This is a genomic window from uncultured Nisaea sp. (assembly GCF_963974195.1).
Taxonomy (GTDB): Bacteria; Pseudomonadota; Alphaproteobacteria; order Thalassobaculales; family Thalassobaculaceae; genus Nisaea.
Genome location: NZ_CAXBDC010000093.1, coordinates 1 through 18,332 on the forward strand (window position 1 = coordinate 1; position 18,332 = coordinate 18,332).

General features: G+C 63.1%; 16 protein-coding genes. 9 read left to right on the forward strand and 7 right to left on the reverse strand.

What is annotated here, in order from left to right; translation table 11 throughout:
* Positions 1-6: 6 nt before the first annotated feature.
* From AAC126_RS17375 to AAC126_RS17395, 5 genes are all read left to right on the forward strand, one after another.
* Complete coding sequence (locus tag AAC126_RS17375) at positions 7-177, forward strand: hypothetical protein (protein WP_339855679.1); 171 nt, start codon at positions 7-9, stop codon at positions 175-177.
* 130 nt (positions 178-307) lie between these two features.
* The gene (locus AAC126_RS17380; protein ID WP_339855650.1) at positions 308-1,852 is read left to right on the forward strand and encodes an acetolactate synthase large subunit; all 1,545 of its coding nucleotides are present in this window, start codon (positions 308-310) and stop codon (positions 1,850-1,852) included.
* Between the two features lie 18 nt (positions 1,853-1,870).
* A complete protein-coding gene (locus AAC126_RS17385; protein WP_339855652.1) occupies positions 1,871-3,013 on the forward strand; it encodes a hypothetical protein in 1,143 nt (380 codons plus the stop codon).
* Between the two features lie 3 nt (positions 3,014-3,016).
* Entirely contained in the window at positions 3,017-3,982 is a 966-nt protein-coding gene (locus AAC126_RS17390) for a PLP-dependent transferase (protein ID WP_339855654.1), read from the forward strand.
* Positions 3,983-4,091: 109 nt separating this feature from the next.
* Positions 4,092-4,388, forward strand: a complete 297-nt coding sequence (locus tag AAC126_RS17395; RefSeq protein WP_339855656.1) for a hypothetical protein — start codon at positions 4,092-4,094, stop codon at positions 4,386-4,388.
* Between the two features lie 59 nt (positions 4,389-4,447).
* Here the strand turns inward: AAC126_RS17395 and AAC126_RS17400 are convergent, their stop codons facing one another.
* The 3 genes from AAC126_RS17400 to AAC126_RS17410 are packed head-to-tail and all read right to left on the reverse strand — an operon-like array spanning position 4,448 to position 6,297.
* Positions 4,448-4,999 carry a biotin transporter BioY gene (locus tag AAC126_RS17400; protein WP_339855658.1) on the reverse strand — a complete coding sequence of 184 codons (552 nt, stop codon included), beginning with the start codon at positions 4,997-4,999 and terminating at the stop codon, positions 4,448-4,450.
* 27 nt (positions 5,000-5,026) lie between these two features.
* Positions 5,027-5,626 carry an energy-coupling factor transporter transmembrane protein EcfT gene (locus AAC126_RS17405; protein ID WP_339855660.1) on the reverse strand — a complete coding sequence of 200 codons (600 nt, stop codon included), beginning with the start codon at positions 5,624-5,626 and terminating at the stop codon, positions 5,027-5,029.
* Positions 5,623-6,297 (reverse strand): ABC transporter ATP-binding protein, encoded by a 675-nt coding sequence (locus tag AAC126_RS17410; protein WP_339855661.1) that lies wholly within the window; start codon positions 6,295-6,297, stop codon positions 5,623-5,625. The genes AAC126_RS17405 and AAC126_RS17410 overlap by 4 nt, the downstream gene beginning before the upstream one ends.
* Positions 6,298-6,579: 282 nt before the next feature.
* Between AAC126_RS17410 and AAC126_RS17415 the strand changes: the two genes are divergently transcribed.
* The 4 genes from AAC126_RS17415 to AAC126_RS17430 all read left to right on the forward strand — a co-directional run bounded on the left by AAC126_RS17415 (position 6,580) and on the right by AAC126_RS17430 (position 12,955).
* Entirely contained in the window at positions 6,580-9,663 is a 3,084-nt protein-coding gene (locus tag AAC126_RS17415) for an ATP-binding protein (RefSeq protein ID WP_339855663.1), read from the forward strand.
* A 16-nt stretch (positions 9,664-9,679) separates the two neighbouring features.
* Positions 9,680-10,102 (forward strand): response regulator, encoded by a 423-nt coding sequence (locus AAC126_RS17420; protein ID WP_339855665.1) that lies wholly within the window; start codon positions 9,680-9,682, stop codon positions 10,100-10,102.
* A gap of 194 nt (positions 10,103-10,296) precedes the next feature.
* Positions 10,297-12,204, forward strand: a complete 1,908-nt coding sequence (locus AAC126_RS17425; protein WP_339855667.1) for a PhoX family phosphatase — start codon at positions 10,297-10,299, stop codon at positions 12,202-12,204.
* Positions 12,205-12,328: 124 nt separating this feature from the next.
* Positions 12,329-12,955 carry a 2-hydroxychromene-2-carboxylate isomerase gene (locus tag AAC126_RS17430; RefSeq protein WP_339855669.1) on the forward strand — a complete coding sequence of 209 codons (627 nt, stop codon included), beginning with the start codon at positions 12,329-12,331 and terminating at the stop codon, positions 12,953-12,955.
* Between the two features lie 6 nt (positions 12,956-12,961).
* Here AAC126_RS17430 and AAC126_RS17435 read toward each other — a convergent pair whose 3' ends face one another.
* The 4 genes from AAC126_RS17435 to hutH all read right to left on the reverse strand — a co-directional run.
* Positions 12,962-13,840, reverse strand: coding sequence for a ferric reductase-like transmembrane domain-containing protein (locus AAC126_RS17435; RefSeq protein WP_339855671.1), 879 nt, complete (start codon positions 13,838-13,840; stop codon positions 12,962-12,964).
* A gap of 80 nt (positions 13,841-13,920) precedes the next feature.
* Positions 13,921-15,423 (reverse strand): aromatic amino acid ammonia-lyase, encoded by a 1,503-nt coding sequence (locus tag AAC126_RS17440; protein ID WP_339855673.1) that lies wholly within the window; start codon positions 15,421-15,423, stop codon positions 13,921-13,923.
* Entirely contained in the window at positions 15,423-17,090 is a 1,668-nt protein-coding gene (gene hutU, locus AAC126_RS17445) for a urocanate hydratase (RefSeq protein WP_339855675.1), read from the reverse strand. The genes AAC126_RS17440 and hutU overlap by 1 nt, the downstream gene beginning before the upstream one ends.
* A 15-nt stretch (positions 17,091-17,105) precedes the next feature.
* The coding region (gene hutH / locus AAC126_RS17450) for a histidine ammonia-lyase (protein WP_339855677.1) at positions 17,106-18,332 on the reverse strand (1,227 nt) is incomplete at its 5' end.

Genomic DNA, 18,332 nt, shown 5'->3' on the forward strand with positions numbered 1-18,332 from the left:
CCGAACCTGCCGGACTCCATGAAGCATTATCACCTGCAGAAGAATGTCGGCCATTACGGCGTTTTCAACGGTGGCCGCTGGCGCCGGGAAATCGCCCCGGTGGTGAAGGGGTTCATCCGCGAGCACGATCACGAGCTTGGCGGCAAGGCCCGCAAGGTGCACGCAATCGCGAGCTGACGGGACAGGCCATCTGCCCCACCCGTTGGCAATCGGAACGAATGGCATGAGGCGACCGCGCTTGCGCTTTGCAGGACGCGGCGCCATCATCGCCGTTCTTTTTTCGACTTCCTGATCCCAGAGGATAAAAATGAACGGCGCTGAGAGTCTGGTGCGAACCCTTGTCGCGTCCGGAGTGGACGTATGTTTTTCCAACCCCGGTACGTCGGAGATGCATTTTGTCGCCGCGCTTGACCGGGTCGAGGGCATGCGTTGCGTGCTCGGCCTGTTCGAGGGCGTCGTCACCGGCATGGCGGACGGCTATGCGCGGATGGCGCTGAAACCGGCTTCCACCCTGCTGCATCTCGGCCCGGGGCTCGGCAACGGCCTGGCCAACCTGCACAATGCGAAGAAGGCCTTCTCACCGGTCGTGAACATCGTCGGCGAGCATGCGACCTACCATGTCGAATATAACGCGCCGCTGACCGCCGATATCGAAGGTATCGCGCGTCCGGTGTCCGGCTGGGTGAAAACCTCGCGTTCCTCGAAGGATGTCGCGGCCGATGGTGCCGAGGCGGTTGCCGCCTCCATGGGTGTGCCCGGTCAGGTGGCGACGCTGATCCTGCCGGCGAACACCGCGTGGGAAGAGTCCGACGGCCCGGCCGCTCCGGTTGCCCCGGTCGACCGGCCGAAAGCACCGGCGGAAGCCATTCGCGCGGCTGCGGCAGCGCTGACTTCCGGCGAAGAGTGCATGCTCCACATTTCCGACACCGCGCTGATGGGCGAGGCTCTGGAGATGGCTGGACGCATCGTCGCCAAGACAGGCTGCCGTCTGAGCTGCAAGACCAGCAACCGGCGCTGGGAGCGCGGCGCTGGACGGGTTCCGGTCGAGCGCATTCAGTATCCGGTGGACATCGCCCTGAAGCAGCTTGAGACGGTCAAGAACCTGATCCTGCTGGGCGCGCCGGTACCTGTCGCGTTCTTCGCCTATCCGAACAAGCCGAGCGTGCTGATTCCGGAAAGCTGCAATGTCGTCGACGTGGCGCCGGAAGGGTACGACCTGCTGGACGCCCTGACGGCCATCGCGGCGGAACTCGGCGCGACGGATATCGAGCCGGTTCGCCAGAAGGCCGAAAAGCCCGCCCTGATGAGCGGTGAGCTGACGCCGGAGAGCATTGCGGCGGCGATCGGGAACCTGATGCCGAAAGATGCGATTATCGCGGATGAGTCCGTGACCTCAGGCCGGGGGCTGATGCCCTTCACGGCTGGCACCGAACAGCATGACTGGCTGTCGCTGACCGGTGGTTCCATCGGTATCGGTATGCCGTTCGCGACCGGCGCCGCAATCGCCTGTCCGGACCGCAAGGTGATCTGCCTCGAAGGCGATGGCAGCGGCATGTACACGCTGCAGGCGCTCTGGACCCAGGCGCGCGAGAAGTGCGACGTCGTTAACGTTATCTTCGCGAATAGGACTTATGAGATCCTGAAGGGTGAATTGATGAATGTGGGCGCGGAAAATCCCGGCCGGAAAGCCTTCGACATGCTGGAGATCGGCCGTCCGGACCTGGATTGGCGGAAACTGGCCGAGGGCATGGGGGTTTCTGCTACCCGGGCAACCACCGCTGATGAGTTCAACGAGCAATTCAAACGTGCGTTGAACGAGCCGGGGCCGCATTTGATCGAAGCTTGGATGTAATTTTGGTACATTCCCAATATGGGTCATACGCGTAAACGCGTCTCGATAGAGCGCCTCGCCGTTGAACAGCTGTCGCGCATGTTGCAGGCCGGGTCTTCCCGCGTCTTCAACTGCGCGGCTCTTCACCGCAACGTGCTTGCCGAGGGTGGCGCGCCGGGGCAGTTCCTGTTCAAGACGCGGGACCTGAACAACGCGATCTTCATGAAAGAGACCTATCCCGACGATGACATGCGGGAATCCGCAACGAAACCTGTCGGGACCAAGATTTTCTTTTCCTACAGCGAGAAAGCTCAACTCGACGGTGGCCGGTCCATTTTTCTGAATGACCGGAACTTGCGTGTTGCGCTGCAATTCCAGGCCGGCATGTCGGATTCTCCGGAGTCCGAAGAAGCCGCGGCCGATATGAAAATCCTGGATATTCTGGACGCGCTTCCCTCCGTCGACCCGTTTCTGTTCCGGGAGCGGATGGAAGCCGAGGGATATGATCCGCATCCGGGGTATTTCGAGATCACCCCCGCCGAGTTTGGCCGGGTGCGTGACCATGTCATGAAGCAGTTCCAGCCGATTGTCGAAACCGCGTTCGAAGGCGTTACCGACGCCAATCGGGCGATTTATCTCAAGACGCTGGTCAACAAGCTTTGGGACGGCAATGACACGGATGCCCTGAAGCCCGTTATCCAGGCCATGCGGATACAGGATAGCGACGCAGCGGATACCTTCTATTCGTGGAAGGGCGTCATTTATTATGAACATCTCTTTGCCCGCCGGCAGGAGCTCTGGAAGGATTACGCGAACTGGCTCAACACCGAGACGCGTTCGCTCGACAGCATGCCTCCCTCGGCGCAAGCAACCCTGAACGACCAGATTGCTCAATGGCGGAAGCTTTATCAGAAGCGCTGGAAAGCGGTGCATCTGATGCTGGCCGAATATCGTAATTCCTATGAAACACTGTTCCGCGACCACAAGAGCGCGGAGCCGTTCATCGAATTTCTGCAAAAGGCCGGGAAACGCTTTTATCAGATTGGCGATTCGATGAGCCGGATTGATCATTCCATTGAGTTATGGCGGACCTATGTGGGGAACTCCTCGATGCGGTTTCTCCGGTTCGAACAACTCAATTCCCTGTCCCGCGTCAGCACACGCATTCTCAACGGAAGCTGAGACGTGCCGAGGATCGAAAAACCGGCAGCGCTGGTTGCGCTGGAGCAGGCGTTTGCGTCAGCCAATGCAGGCGTGAACGGCTATGCCTTCGTTTCGGCGCCGCTGGCGATTTCAGCACTGCTCGATATGCTGGATGGCGGCAGTCATCTGGTGATCTCCGAGGGTGCCCATCCCGATACTTATCGCATGATCGAATCTATCCGCCGCCGTTCCGCCGGGCTCGGGGTCGATTTCGCGAATATGGCGGACCTGGATGCGCTGGAGCTGGCGGTTACCGACGAGACACGGCTTATCTGGGTGGAAACCGTGTCCGGCCCCAGGCTTTCCCGGGCGGATCTCGCGCGGATCGTGGCCTTCGCCAAGGCACGGGAGATTGTGGTCCTGGCGGATAATTCGGTTCTTGGCCACGCAGCGCTTCAGCCGCTTGCGGAAGGGTGCGATATCGTTTTCACATCGACTCTCGCGGCACCGGAGACTGCCGGCCGTGGCGGGCTGGTGGCGTTTTCCGGGGATATCGGGTTCGTCGAGGATCGTTTCGCCTATCTGCAGATGGCCTATGACGCTGCGCCCGGTCCGGGTGAGGCGGAGACGCTGTTGCAGGCTTTGAACGATTTGCCGGAACAGATAGCCGCTCGGGCGGAGGCCGCCGCACGGCTCGCCTCGTTCCTGAAAAAGCAGGGCAGCGTTGCGGAGCTTTTCTATCCGGGTGCCGGATGTCCCGATCTGTCGGTGAACTTTCACGGCCGGGCTGAAGACGTCCGAGCGGCATTGGCCCGCCTGACCAGGTTCCGGCCCGGCCCTGTGCCGGGGCAGCCGGGAACGTTCTGGCATTATGCGGACCGTGACTATGAAGCGGTTCCAGAAGCAATCCGTAGCGTCCTCGGTATTCCGGACGGCCTCGTCCGCTTCGGTATGCCGTTGGAGAGCCCGGAGAGTTTGATCCGGGATTTTCAGGCAGCATTCGGCTGAACGGGGCTTCTGAAATACCCGCACATAGACTCGGATTGAAGTTTCGGGCTGATATCGCTATATTTGAACCGTAATTCGGATCGGTTCTGAATGTCGGATGGAGACGAACATGGCTGTTGGGCCAGCAGTAAGCGCATCGGTAGCGGACCTCAGAAACCTTACCCAGTCGCAGCAGGAGCCGGTTTCACGGCCTGCTCCGGATGGGGATGAGGGCGAAGAGCAGATCGGCGCGACCGGCGCCAGCATTGACGCCACCCCGAGTGAGCCGACAGTGGTGAACGTGACGGACAGCTCCGCCAGCCGTGGCGAGAACGATAATCCGGGCGCGGCCGCGCAGGGTGGCGACGGACGCTTGCCGGGTACGGGTGACCCGAACCGGGGCTCGACCCTCGATATCGCTGTCTGAACCTGATCTTCAGACCGGAATGAAAGCGGCCCCGAAGGGCCGCTTTTTGTTTGTGCGGTTCAGACCGTCTGGCCGAGTGGGTGCTGTTGATACCGCTTCAGGGCAACAGCCGCCGTCGCGGCGGCAATGACCTTCAGGGCATCGCCCGGAATAAACGGCAGGGAGCCATAGAGCGCCTTGTCCAGCGGGATACCGGCGACGGCCACCATCCAGGCGATACCGCCCGCATAGATGATCAGGATGCCGCCGAAGACATTGATCGTGACCGCGTGGAGAAGCGCGTAGCGATCCCAGGTCTTTTCCGTCAGCCATCCGATCACGAAGGCCGCAACCGGCCAGCTGAACAGAAACCCGGCGGTGACGCCGGAAAAGACTGCCGCGCCACCGCGTCCGCCGGCAAGCAGCGGCAGACCGGCCGCGACCAGCACAAGAAAGACGACCAGCGCGAGGCCGCCGCGCCGCGCGCCGAGAATGGAGCCGGCCAGCATGACGCCGAGAGTCTGCGCCGTCACCGGCACACCGGTAATCGGAAGGGTGAGTGCCGGGAACAAGCCGAGCACGGCGGTGACCGCCGCAAAGAGTGCGATCAGAACAAGGTCGCGTGTGGTCATGATTGAGTGTCTCCGAAAGTTCTGGGGTTAGAGATCCACGCCCCGCGCCTCTATGGCGTCGCTGATCTGATCGGCGCGCCGCAGGGTCAGCACCGTCATCGGGATCAGCAGGGCGAGCGGATTGCGCTCCATGCCGCGGGCCTGTTGCGCCGCGCGGATGGTTTCCCATGTTTCCGCCAAAGCCGGTATGAAGCGGATGGTCATGGCGAAAACAAGGCTGGTTTTCTCAGGGTTGAGGCCGAGCGGAGCGAGCGGCCGCAGGGCGCGTTCGAGTACGGCCATAAGATCGGAAACGCGCGTGGTCAGCGTCAGCAGCAGGCCGGACAGGATCATGATGGCGAACCGCAATGTCAGCACTGTCCCTGTCTCGACCGAGGTGAACATGGCATGCGCGGCGAAGAAGAGCGCAAGGACGAACAGCAGCGGGCGGGCCTGGCGGAAAATCTCCGTCATTGGCAGGCGGGCCAGCGGAAAACCGGCCAGCGCCATGGCGAGTCCGGTACCGAGTATCAGTGGATTGTCGGTGAACAGGATCAACAGCCCCGTGGCGAGCAGCATGCCGAGCTTCCAGGCGGCGGAGAGTCTGTGGACTGGGGAGTCCCGGCGGACATAGAGGGTCAATCTCATGCCGTCATCTCCCGGTAAGCTGGAATGGCTTCCGCTGCCGGGCCATCGAAAGCAACACGCCCTGCTGCCAGCACCAGCACGCGTTCCGCCGTTGCCGCGATCTCAAGATCGTGGGTGACGCAGATCACTGTCTGCTCCAGCCCGTCGATGGCATCCATCACGCGTTTCCGGTTTTTCAGGTCGAGCAGGGTGGTCGGCTCGTCCAGCACCAGATAACGCGGCTCCCGGAGCATCGCGTTGGCGAGGGCGAGCAATTGTTTTTCGCCGCCGCTCAGGCTGTGGGACGGCTGGTGCCGCAAATGGGTCAGCCCGTAGCTGTCGAGGATGCGCTCGATCCGCTCGTCCGCGGCCGGCGGGGTGAGCTTGAGGGCCTTCAGACTGAACCGGAGATCCTCTTCCACCAGGGGCATGACGATCTGGTTGTCCGGATCCTGAAAAAGAAACCCGACCTGCCGGCGGACATCCTTCGGGCTCCTGACGGTATCGAGCCCGTCCACGGTGACGGAACCGGCGCTTGGCCGGCTCAGACCGTTGATCAGCCGGGCGAAGGTCGATTTGCCGGACCCGTTAGCGCCGATCACGGCAATCCGCCGCTCCTGCAGCGTCAGGTTAATGTCCGCGAGAACGGTCCGGTCGCCCGCCGTCACGCTGACAGTATCGAATGTTATCAAAGCAACGTCCTCTGTGCCGGTTCTCTACGTCAGGGCGCGAGCCGATATGCCGCGCGGCCATGAACCGGATAGGGAGTGCAGGGCTTCTGCCCCAGGCGCCCCGCGAATTCAAGTTCAAACAGCTGCGGGGAGCATCGGAGGCCCGGTACGAGGCTGTGATGTGCAAATCCGACAGGTTCCGGGCCAGCGTCAAAAAAACGTACTCAGCATGAATTTTACGTGCATCATGGGCTGGAAAATTAACCCTGAGAATGTCGCGTAACTGTTGCCATGGGAGTGAACATGACAAGGGCATCCGTTTCACTCGCGGCTTTTATCCTGATCCTGGCGTTTGGCAGCGGGATCTCCTTCTGGGTCTATGACAAACAATATGATGAGCTGGTTTCTGATGGCCGTGATCAGCTTGGCATCGCGCGGGTCACTTTCTCGCGGGAGCTGAACCGTCTTTTCGAGCCTGCTTCCGCCGTTTACCAGACCGTGACGGATGCCCGCCTGGTCGGATTGTCGGACCTTGAGGTGGAGGATCTTTTTTTCGCTATCTCGACCGGCCCTGTCCGGCGCCTGCAACAGATCAACGGGATCTATATAGGGTTCCCGGACGGCCGCTTTCTTCAGGTGCAGGATCTGGTCCCGTCCAGTCAGAGCGGCTTCGAGGGCGGCATGACCCGGCGTGTGATCGATGATCCGGCCGGACAACCGGACGGGCACTGGTTCGCGCCGGCCAAGAAAACCGGCCGTTGGGTGCCGGCGGAAGTTCCCTCCACGCCGTACGATCCGAGGAACCGCCCCTGGTACAAGAAAGCGGTTTCTTCCGAAAAAGGTATCTGGACCGAGCCGTATATCTTTGCCTCAAGCGGATCGCTCGGCGTGACCTATGCGCGGGCGCTTTATCACGATGACGGGGTGCTCTGGGGCGTCATGGGGGTCGATCTGTCTCTCTCCTCCCTGTCGCTGACACTCGTGCGGGCGGCGGAGACGCTTATCGGTTTCGGCGATCTGGTGTTCGCAACGGATCTGGCCGGACGCATGCTCGGCCATCCGGCGCTCGCCCGGGCCAAACCGGAAGAGCATGCGGATGTTGAAGCCTTTCTTGAACGCTACCGGGCACGGGATTCCGTCGAAAGGATCCTGATCGAAGCGGTGCAGGCACCCGATATGGTGAAGGTTGTCGAGGCCGGCCCCGGCGCGTATCTCGCCACCAAGGCGGTGCTGGACCCGGATCTGGCGATGCCGATCAGCATCTATCTCGCCCAGGACATGGATACCATTCTGGCGGATGCGAATGCGACCTTGCTGCGCAATGTCGGCTTGCTGTTCATCGCCATCGTCGGTTTTGGCACGGTCTCCTTCTATGTCGTGAAGCTCGGCGTGGAGGTGACCGCGCGCAAGAAGGCGGAAGAGGAACTGGTCGGGGCTCGGGATATCGCGGAAGCGGCCACCCGCGCCAAATCCGCTTTTCTCGCCACCATGAGCCACGAAATCCGGACACCGATGAACGGCGTCATGTCGATGGCGGAGCTGCTCGCTCTCAGCAGGCTGGATGCGGAGCAGAGTGGCATGGCCCGAGTGATCCGGGATTCCGCCGGGGCGCTGCTGACCATCATCAACGACATCCTCGATTTCTCGAAGATCGAGGCCGGAAAGCTCGATATCGAGACCGTGCCGTTCTCGCTGATGGAGACGGTCGACGGCGCGGCCGAGATCATGGTGCAGCGGGCGGAGGAAAAGGGCCTCGGGCTGATCGTCGATATAGATACGGATCTGTCCGACCGGCGGCATGGCGACCCGACACGGCTCCGGCAGATCCTGCTCAATCTCGGCGGCAACGCGGTGAAATTCACCGAGCACGGCGATGTCCGGATCACGGTCAGGGATCTTCCAGACCAGGAGGGCGAGTGGCTCCGCTTCGAGGTAAGCGATTCCGGCATCGGGCTGACGGAAGAGCAATGCGGCCGGCTGTTCCAGCCATTCGTCCAGGCGGACCAGTCCACGGCCCGGAAATTCGGCGGCACCGGTCTCGGTCTTTCCATCTGCCACCGGCTGGCGGAGCTCATGGGCGGCCGCATCGGTGTGCGGAGCAGCTTCGGCGAAGGCTCCACGTTCTGGTTCGAGCTGCCGATGGCGGGCGATCCGGGAACGGCCCCGGTCTCCGGTCACGATCTGTCCGGAGCGCGTGTTGTCCTTGCCGGACTTGGCCCGGCGGAGGCTGACATTGCCGCCAGATATCTTCGCGCGGGCGGGGTCACGGATATTGCGGTGGATGGTGATGGCGCTTCGGATTCCGCCCTGGCTGATCTTGTCGTCGCGGGCCTGCTGATCGCGCCGGAAGATGCGCGCGATCTGTGCAAGCCGGGCGGATCGCTGGTGCTTTGCGCCGGCCGGGACACATTGAGCGGTTTGCCCGCAGCGGTGAAAAACAGTGCCGCGATGCTGCTTGCCGAGCCGGTGACCCGTCCGAAACTCTGGCGTGCCGCCGCTATCGCGCTCGGGCTTGAAAGCGCCGATGCGGTGGAGGCGGACGCACGCCCGGACCTGGCCTACGCGCCGCCGCCGCTTGAAGAGGCGCGGGCGGCGAACGTGCTTGTTCTGGTCGCCGAGGATAACCAGACGAACCAGGTGGTGGTGCGCAAGATGCTGTCGCGGATGGGGTTCGCCTGTGAGACCGCCGGTGACGGCAAAGAGGCGCTGGCCGCTCTGGAAAAGGGCGGATATGGCTTGCTGCTGACGGATATCAACATGCCGGAGATGGATGGCTTCACGCTTTCCCGCGCTGTGCGGGAAGGGGAGGCCGCCGGCGGGGCGCATCTGCCGGTTATCGCTCTTACCGCCGACGCCATGGCGGAGACCGAAGAGGAATGCGCGGCGGCAGGCATGGATGCCTGCCTGACCAAGCCGATAGACAGCAAGGCTCTGGGCGCTGCGCTGGCAACGTACCTGCCGGAGGGACTGGCATTGCGGCGCGGTGCGGAGCCGGCCGAAAGCGCCCCGCCGGAAGACATGCGGGAAAGTGTGCCGGAAGCGCCGGTATGGGACCGGGAGATCTTTGACCCCGCCTCGATGGAAGAGGCGTTTGGCACCTTCGATGACGAGGCGAAAGAGTTTGTCCTTTCCGCCAAGGATGCATGGGGGCCTCGTATCGCTGAAATAAACGCGGGGGTGCAGGGAGGGGATCTTTCCTCGGCCCGTAACGCCGCGCATTCCCTGAAAGGCGCGGCGCTCTCTGTCGGGGCGCTCCGGCTCGGGCGGATTGCAGGAGAGCTGCAGGACTCGCTGGATGCCGAGGACGATGTCATGGCGGGAATAATGGCGGAACTTCTTGAGCCGACGCTCACGGAGTTCAATGAGACGGTGCAACGGATTTTCTAACGACGGGGTAAGGCTGATGGCTACCGGCAAGCTGCAATACGACATGATGAGCGTCCTCGTGCTTGAGGACGAGCTTCACATACGAAAGATCATCGTTCGGCTGCTCCGTCAGCTTGGCTTTTCCTCGATCTACGAGGTGTCGGATGGTGTCGATGGCATGAAGGAGCTATTGCGGGTCCGCCCCAACCTGATCCTTTGCGACATCCATATGGAACCCATGGGCGGGCTGAAGTTTCTCCAGACTCTCCGCAGCTTGAAAACGCATGAAGTCGCTAATTTACCCGTGGTTTTCCTGACGGCCGATGCCGAGGTCGACACGGTGCTCAAGGCCAAGGAATTACGGGTCGACGGCTATATCGCCAAACCGGTCTCCCTGTCCCAGCTGCAGAGCAAGATCGATACGGTTCTGGCGGAGCATGCGGCCCGGCAACGCGGCTGACCTGCCTGACGCCCACTCTTGTGATAGAGGCTGGGCAGCCCGGCGAATTTGATCGCACGGTGTCATATTTACACAACAGCGAATGCGTAACCTGAAGCTGCAAACAGACGCTCCAGCGTCGTGACAATGCAGCCACCGGGAAGGTCCGGCCGGAATGCGGCGGGTCCCCGAAAGAACGCAGCAAAAGGTGAGATATGACAAACCTGATCCGTGAGGCCGCGACGGCGGCCGACCATGAGCTTTCCTTTGACGATTGGGACGAGGTGACGTCCCCGGGCCCGGATGTCTGCGGTTTCGATATTGTCGCCGATAAGGCGATGAGCCGCCGTGGCTTTCTGGGGGCGCTGACTGTGTTCGGGGCGACCAGCTTCCTGATGGGCACCTCGGCACTGACACCGGCGCAGGCCGCATCGCGTCTGTCTTTCAGGCAGGTAGCCGCAAATACCGAAGACACCATCACGGTGCCGGAAGGCTACAGCTGGGATCTCGTGATCTCGTGGGGCGATCCGCTCTGGTCCAAGGGCGTTGCTTTTGACGATGCGACCCGGGGCACCGCCGAGAGCCAGGAGCTTGCTTTTGGCGACAATAACGACGGCATGGCGCTGTTTGTCGATGGCAACCGGCACGTGCTTGCCGTGAACAATGAATATACGAACCGCCCGATCATGTATGGCAATCGCGAAAGCAAGAAGCCCGAAAACGCCGACGATGTGCGCAAGGGCAAGGCTGCGCATGGCGTGTCCGTCATGGAAGTCGTCGAACAGGAGGGCAAATGGGTGACGGTGGTCGATTCCCCGCTCAACCGCCGGATTACCGCCGACAGCCCGATGGAGATCACCGGCCCGGCGCGCGGTCACGATCTGCTGAAGACCAAGGCCGACCCGAGCGGCACCAGGTCTTTGGGCACCTGGAACAATTGCGGTAACGGCCGGACGCCGTGGGGCACCTATCTTGCCTGCGAGGAAAACTTCAACGGCTACTTCTCCTCCAGCGATGCGAATTACAAGCCGAGCGCGGAGCTGTCCCGTTATGGCGTGAAGACCGAGGACTGGGGCTATGCCTGGGCTACAGTCGACGAGCGGTTCGACATCTTCAAACATCCGCATGAGCCGAACCGGGCCGGTTATGTTGTCGAGATCGATCCGATGGATCCGGCATCGACGCCGAAAAAGCGCACCGCCCTTGGCCGCTTCAAGCATGAGAACGCGGAAGTCGTGGTCGCGGCAGATGGCCGGATCGTCGTCTATATGGGGGACGATGAGCGCGGCGAGTTCCTCTACAAGTTCGTCTCGGACGGCGTTTATGCGGTTGGCGGTGATAATTCCGGCCTGCTTGAGAATGGCGATCTGTTCGTTGCCAAATTCAACGAGGATGGCAGCGGAGAATGGCTTGCCCTGACGCCGGAGGTGACGGGTATGTCCGAAGCAGAGATCTGCATCCACACGCGGATTGCGGCCTCGAAGGCCGGTGCCACCACGATGGACCGGCCGGAATGGGTTTCTGCCCATCCGCACAAGGCCGAAGTCTATTGCTGCCTGACCAACAACAAGAACCGGGGCGTGAAGACCAATGCCGGCGGAGACGAGACTCCGGCTACTGGCCCGAACCCGCGCGAGAAGAACAATTACGGTCAGATCGTGCGCTGGCAGCCGAAGGGCGGCGACCATACGGCGGCCGGTTTTGACTGGAACCTGTTTGTCCTGGCCGGTAACCCGACAGTGCATTCCGACGCCTATGCGGGCTCCGGAAACGTCACTGCTGACAACATGTTCAACTCACCGGACGGGCTCGCCTTTGACAGCACCGGCCTGCTCTGGATCCAGACGGACGGGAGTTACAAGAACGAAGGCGATTTCGCCGGGATGGGCAACAACCAGATGCTGGTCGGCGATCCGGAAACCGGCGAGATCAAGCGCTTCCTGGTTGGCCCGAAGGAATGCGAGGTGACCGGCATCACCTGGAGCCCGGACCGGAAGACTGTTTTCGTCGGCATCCAGCATCCGGGCGAGAAGGGCGACAGCCACTTCCCGCGCGGCGGCGACACGGTTCCGCGCTCCTGCGTGGTGGCCATCCGGCGCAATGATGGCGGCCTGATCGGCTAGATCAGGCGGGACTTGAATCAGCGGCCGGTCGCATACGCTGCCGGCCGTTCGCGTTTAAACCCTCTCGAAGCGGGGCGTATTGCCGGGTAGGCTGTTTGTCCTTAACCGAGATTCAGGGCACTCCATGAAACGCATCGAATATTTTTACGCGGCTTATTCCGGTTACGCCTATATCGGCTCTGCCCTGTTTCAGGAGATCGCGGCGAAGGCGGGCGCCGTGGTGGTGCATCGGCCGTTCTTCCTGCGCGATCTGGTGGCGGCGCGCGGCAATGCGGAACGGGTGCGCGAGACGACGTATAGTTCGTACTGGTTCGGCCGGGAGATCGGCCGCTGGGCGGAATATCGTGGCGTGCCGACGATCAAGCGGCGGCCAACCTACCATCATGAATCCTACGACATGGCGAACCGGATGCTGATCGCCCGCGGGGAGACCGGGGCGGCGACGGACCGGCTGGCGCATGGTTTTCTGGAAGCGCACTGGGCCGGGGATGCGGACCTGTCGAACCGCGAGACGCTCTTTGCCATTGCCGCATCGGTGGGGCTCGACGGCCCGGCACTGTTCGAGGCCGCGGGGGCGGAGCAGATCGATGCACAACACCGTGCCAATACGAAGGAAGCCATCGACCGGGGCTTCTTCGGCTCTCCCACCTATGTCGTCGATGGCGATCCGTTCTATGGTCAGGACCGGCTGGAGCTGGTCGCCCGGGCTCTTGAAAAGCCCTTTGCGAATGACTGGACCCTGCCAGCCTAGACCAGTTCAGGCGGAAGCAAGCTGCCGTTGATACTGCCTGATGGCCGATACCACCATCACGGCAAGACCGGCGAGCAATACCCACCAGACCGGCCTGATGCCGATCCCGAGGTCGAACTGCGATGCCAGCATGACCGGGAGCGGAACGTTGTGTTTCAGCGAGATGCCGATGCTTTCCCCCAGGCCGGTCAGCAGGGCGGCGCCGACGGCGATGATGAACAGCCCGGCAACGGACGGATCGCCCAGACGCCAGCGCCAGACGCGGTACAGCATTAACCAGACGAACAGTCCGCTGAACAGGATTGGCTCGGTCACGTCACTCTTGGATTGCAGGAAGAAATGCACCAGAGCCAGCAGGCCGATCGGATAGACTAGCTTGTGCAGGAGCTGCCAGCGTTTGCCGCCGAGGCGCCGTGTCATGCCGTCCGTCGATGTCGCGGCAAGAGCGGCAAGTCCAAGCAGGGCGACGAAGCCGATGGCGAGGTAGTAGCGCAGGACAATCTCGGTTGCGACTTTAAGCAGGTCCCAGGATTGCTGGCCCATATAGAGCAGCAGATGCAACGCCACGGCGAGGAAGACGCTGACGCCGACCATCCGGCGTACCGTGATCAGAGCGTTCCAGCGAAGTGCCCGGCGTAATGGCGTGACGGCAAGCGACGCCAGCAGAAAGACCACGGACCACCAGCCGACCCGATGGATCGCCTCTTCCCAGGGGCGCGGGCCGAGCGTGCCGCTCAGGCTGTGGAAGATCAGCAGCAGGGCCGGGGCGAGCAGGGCAAGGAAGGCGGTCAGTTTCAGTGTCGATGTCCGTCCGGTTCTGTCCGTCCATGGCAGATAGACGGGAATCGGACGGGTCAGCCGACGGCTGCCGGTATCAACACTCATGCTGGACTCTCTTCTTGCCGTGTCCGGAAATCATTTCACTTTCTGGCAAACTGGTCAGCTTCGGTGATGTCGCAAATGCACTATTGCGTGACCGGCCGGGCCGGTTGCTCCATTCCGGAGGCGAAATCCCGCACAACAGCGATGGTTTCGGCGAGGCGGAAGACCTCTTCGCCTTCATGCCCGATTGGCAGGGTGGCTACGCAATTCTCGTAGAGGGTTCGCAGACCCGCACCCAGATCCGCAGCTGGAATGCGCCGCCGGTGCACCGCCCAGCAGGCCACCGCGATTTCAAGTCCGATGATCTTCCAGCAGGCATCGATCTGCCGGGCCAGCTCATGCACGGCATGGACGGCATTGCTGGCGGTATCCTCCACCCCGTCCGCCACCTGTCCGGACGGATGCAGCAGGTGCGGCTGTGCCCAGATCTTGACCGAGGTGATCAGCGAGGCGGTGATATGCCCGAGATTGAGGAACTGAACGCCGCCGACGGCTGAATCTGCTTCGGCCAATCCAATGGGGAGGCCGGAGAAGGCTGGCCATTGCTGCTTGTGAACCCGCTCGCCCGCCAGATCCGCCATTTTCGCCAGTGCCTGCCGCATGCCGTCGAGGGCAAGCGTCATCCGGGTGGTGTCCATGTTGCCGTGCGAATAGGCGGCATTCGGGCCGATATTGACCAGTGGATTGATGACCGTTCCGGCCAGCTCGTCATCCCAGACCTGTTCCAGCCAGCTCGCGCATTCGATGCCGGCGCCGTTCACTTGGCTGGCATTGCGGAAGCTGAGCGGGTCCTGCAGGAACCGGGCGGCGCCCGGTTGCCAGAGAACGCTGTCCGCCAAAGCCTCGCGCATGCGGGCGGCGGAGCGGGCCTGCCCCCGGCGGCGATGCACGGAATTCACCGGCTCGGAGATCGCGTCGAGATTGCAGCGGAAGCCTTCCATGGTCATCGCTGCGGCCAGATCGAAGCCGCGCATCAGCTCGGAAAGCTCGGTGATGCAGAGCGCGCCACTGGCCAGGCTGAGCGCGTTGCAATTGATCATCGCAAGCGCGTCCTTGGGAAAGGGCAATCCCTGTTCGACCGCTTTCGGGTGCGACAGGGCCCAGTCCGCGATCTGGGACAGCGGCACGAGGTCGGAGGCGCCGATCGAGCCGCTGGTGTCGATGTTCGGCATCTCGTGCGCGGAGGCCATTTCTGCCATCAGCTCGACCAGCTCCAGCGACGCGCCGGACGATCCCGAGGCGAGTTCATGCAGCAGCACGATGATGGTTGCCCGGACCACGTCCGGCTCGGCCGTCGGGCCGGGCACGCGGGTGCCGTGCCCCCGGATCAGCCGGCGGTTATAGGCGGCGGCCTCGTCCGCGCTGACCTTGTGTTCTTTCTGCGAGCCGACGCCCGTGTTGATACCGTAGACCGGGGCATCCCCGGCGGCGATCCGGTCCACCGCCTGCCGGGCTTCGCGGATACGCTCCTGTACGGCGGGCGCAAGGCTGAAAGAGGTGGCATTGCGCGCCGCGGCCACCAGCCGTTCGCAGGTCAGCGGCGCTTCGCCGACGATAAAGCCGGTTGTCTCTGTCCCGTCTTCCATCACCGGATGGAAGGCAGGTTGAGGCCGTGCTCCCGGGCGCAATCGATGGCGATCTCGTAACCCGCATCGGCGTGCCGCATGACGCCGGTCGCCGGATCGTTCCAGAGTACCCGCTCCAGCCGCCGGTCGGCGTCCTCGGTGCCGTCGCAGACGATGACCATGCCGGAATGCTGGGAGAAGCCCATGCCGACACCGCCGCCATGATGCAGCGAGACCCAGGTGGCGCCCGAGGCGGTGTTCAGGAGAGCGTTCAGCAGCGGCCAGTCGGACACGGCGTCGGAGCCGTCCTTCATCGCTTCGGTTTCCCGGTTCGGGGAGGCGACGGAGCCGCTGTCGAGATGATCGCGGCCGATCACCACCGGAGCTTTCAGCTCGCCGGTACGGACCATCTCGTTAAAGGCGAGCCCGAGCCGGTGCCGGTCGCCGAGGCCGACCCAGCAGATCCGCGCCGGAAGCCCCTGGAAGGAAATCCGCTCCCGCGCCATGTCGAGCCAGTTATGCAGATGCGTGTCGTCCGGCATCAGCTCCTTCACCTTGGCGTCGGTCTTGTAGATATCCTCCGGATCGCCGGAGAGGGCGCACCAGCGGAACGGGCCGACGCCGCGGCAGAATAGCGGGCGGATATAGGCAGGCACGAAGCCGGGGAAGGCGAAGGCGTTCTCCAGCCCTTCCTCCAGCGCCACCTGCCGGATGTTGTTGCCGTAATCCAGTGTCGGCACGCCCTGGTTCCAGAAATCCACCATGGCGGCGACGTGAAGCTTCATCGAGGCGCGGGCGGCTTTCTCGACCGCCTTCGGATCGCTCTCCCGCTTGGCGCGCCATTCGGCGACCGTCCAGCCCTGGGGCAGGTAGCCGTTGATCGGGTCATGCGCCGAGGTCTGGTCGGTGACGATGTCCGGGCGGACGCCGCGCTTGACCAGTTCAGGGAAGATATCGGCGGCATTGCCGAGCAGCCCGACGGACTTGGCTTCGCCCGCCGCCGTCCAGCGCGCGATCATCTCCAGAGCTTCATCAAGGCTGGTGGCTTTTTCGTCGACATAGCCGGTGCGGATGCGGAAATCGATCCGGGTTTCATCGCATTCAACGGCAAGGCAGCAGGCCCCGGCAAAGACGGCCGCGAGCGGCTGGGCACCGCCCATGCCGCCAAGCCCGCCGGTCAGGATCCATTTGCCTTTCAGATCGCCGCCATAATGCTGGCGTCCGGCTTCGACAAACGTCTCATAAGTGCCCTGCACGATGCCCTGGCTACCGATATAGATCCAGGAGCCGGCCGTCATCTGGCCGTACATCATCAGGCCCTTGCGATCGAGCTCGTTGAAATGCTCCCAGGTGGCCCAGTGCGGCACCAGGTTGGAGTTGGCGATCAGCACGCGTGGCGCGTCAGCATGGGTTCGGAACACACCAACCGGGCGGCCGGACTGCACCAGCAGGGTTTCGTTCTCTTCCAGATCCTTCAGGCTGGCGCAGATGCGGTCGAAATCCTCCCAGGTCCGGGTGGCCCGGCCGATACCGCCATAGACCACCAGCTCATGCGGGTTTTCGGCCACGTCCGGATGCAGATTGTTCATCAGCATTCGCAACGGTGCTTCGGTGGTCCAGTGCTTGGCGTTCAGCTCCGGTCCGGTTGGCGGGAAGATGTCGCGGGCATTCTTGCGGGGATCATTCATGGCTGCGGCTCCGGTCTAGTAGCGGGCGGAAAGACCCATCAGCGGGCCGTGCTCGGTGGCCTCCGCGATGGATTTGTCGAGGATATGTCCGGCGACAGCCTCGATGTCGACGGCGATCTCGCGGTCATCGGTCAAGGTCGGCGAGACGGTGCGGATGGCGGCGACGACGCGCTGCAGGGCGGCGCTGGTTTTCAGTGGGGCGCGGAATTCCACACCCTGCGCGGCGCAGAGCAGCTCGACGGAAATGATCCGGGTCAGGTTGTCGTTCATCCGCATCAGCCGCCGGGCACCGTGGGCCGCCATGGAGACATGGTCTTCCTGATTGGCGCTGGTCGGCGTTGAGTCCGTTGAGCAGGGGGTGGCGAGATGCTTGTTTTCGCTCATCAAGGCGGCGGTGGTGACCTCGGCGATCATCATGCCGGAATTCAGCCCCGGCTCCGGCGTCAGGAAGGCCGGCAGGTCGAAGGACAGCACCGGGTCGACCATGAGGGCGACGCGGCGCTGGGCGATGGCGCCGATCTCGGCGATGGCGATGGCCATCTGGTCGGCGGCGAAGCCGACCGGCTCGGCGTGGAAGTTGCCGCCGGAAATGATCCGGCCGTCCTCGACCAGCACCAGCGGATTGTCGGTCACCGCGTTGGCTTCGATCTCAAGCGTGCGGGCGGCATGGCGCATCATGTCGATGGCGGCGCCGGAGACCTGCGGGTGGCAGCGGATGCAATAGGGGTCCTGCACGCGGGTATCGCCGTGCCGGTGGCTCTCGCGGATCTCGGAGCCATCCATCAGCGCCCGCATGGCGGCGGCGACGTCGATCTGGCCTGGCTGGCCGCGCAGGGCGTGAATGGCAGGATGCAGGGGCGCGGTGGAGCCCATGATGGCGTCGGTGGAAAGCGCTGCCGCGACAACGCCTGCCTCGACATTGCGCCAGGCATGGGACAGGGCGACCAGCGCGTAGGCGGTGGAGAACTGGGTGCCGTTGATCAGAGCGAGGCCTTCTTTCGGGCCAAGCTCGATTGGAGCCAGTCCGGCAGCATCCAGCGCTTCCTTGCCCGGCATGATCCGGCCCTTGTATTTGGCCTTGCCCTCACCGATCAGCACCGCCGCCATATGGGCCAGCGGGGCGAGGTCGCCGGAGGCGCCGACGGACCCCTGGCTCGGCACGATGGGTGTCACCCGGGCGCGCAGCATGGCCTCGATCAGCTCGATCACCTCCCAGCGCACGCCGGAGGCGCCGCGTCCGAG

Excerpts from the sequence above, each read along its gene's own strand:
- AAC126_RS17380 (WP_339855650.1), top strand. The coding sequence starts at position 308 with ATGAACGGCGCTGAGAGTCTGGTGCGAACCCTTGTCGCGTCCGGAGTG.
- AAC126_RS17385 (WP_339855652.1), top strand. The coding sequence starts at position 1,871 with ATGGGTCATACGCGTAAACGCGTCTCGATAGAGCGCCTCGCCGTTGAA.
- AAC126_RS17395 (WP_339855656.1), top strand. The coding sequence starts at position 4,092 with ATGGCTGTTGGGCCAGCAGTAAGCGCATCGGTAGCGGACCTCAGAAAC.
- AAC126_RS17400 (WP_339855658.1), bottom strand. The coding sequence starts at position 4,999 with ATGACCACACGCGACCTTGTTCTGATCGCACTCTTTGCGGCGGTCACC.
- AAC126_RS17405 (WP_339855660.1), bottom strand. The coding sequence starts at position 5,626 with ATGAGATTGACCCTCTATGTCCGCCGGGACTCCCCAGTCCACAGACTC.
- AAC126_RS17415 (WP_339855663.1), top strand. The coding sequence starts at position 6,580 with ATGACAAGGGCATCCGTTTCACTCGCGGCTTTTATCCTGATCCTGGCG.
- AAC126_RS17420 (WP_339855665.1), top strand. The coding sequence starts at position 9,680 with ATGGCTACCGGCAAGCTGCAATACGACATGATGAGCGTCCTCGTGCTT.
- AAC126_RS17425 (WP_339855667.1), top strand. The coding sequence starts at position 10,297 with ATGACAAACCTGATCCGTGAGGCCGCGACGGCGGCCGACCATGAGCTT.
- AAC126_RS17430 (WP_339855669.1), top strand. The coding sequence starts at position 12,329 with ATGAAACGCATCGAATATTTTTACGCGGCTTATTCCGGTTACGCCTAT.
- AAC126_RS17435 (WP_339855671.1), bottom strand. The coding sequence starts at position 13,840 with ATGAGTGTTGATACCGGCAGCCGTCGGCTGACCCGTCCGATTCCCGTC.
- AAC126_RS17440 (WP_339855673.1), bottom strand. The coding sequence starts at position 15,423 with ATGGAAGACGGGACAGAGACAACCGGCTTTATCGTCGGCGAAGCGCCG.
- hutU (WP_339855675.1), bottom strand. The coding sequence starts at position 17,090 with ATGAATGATCCCCGCAAGAATGCCCGCGACATCTTCCCGCCAACCGGA.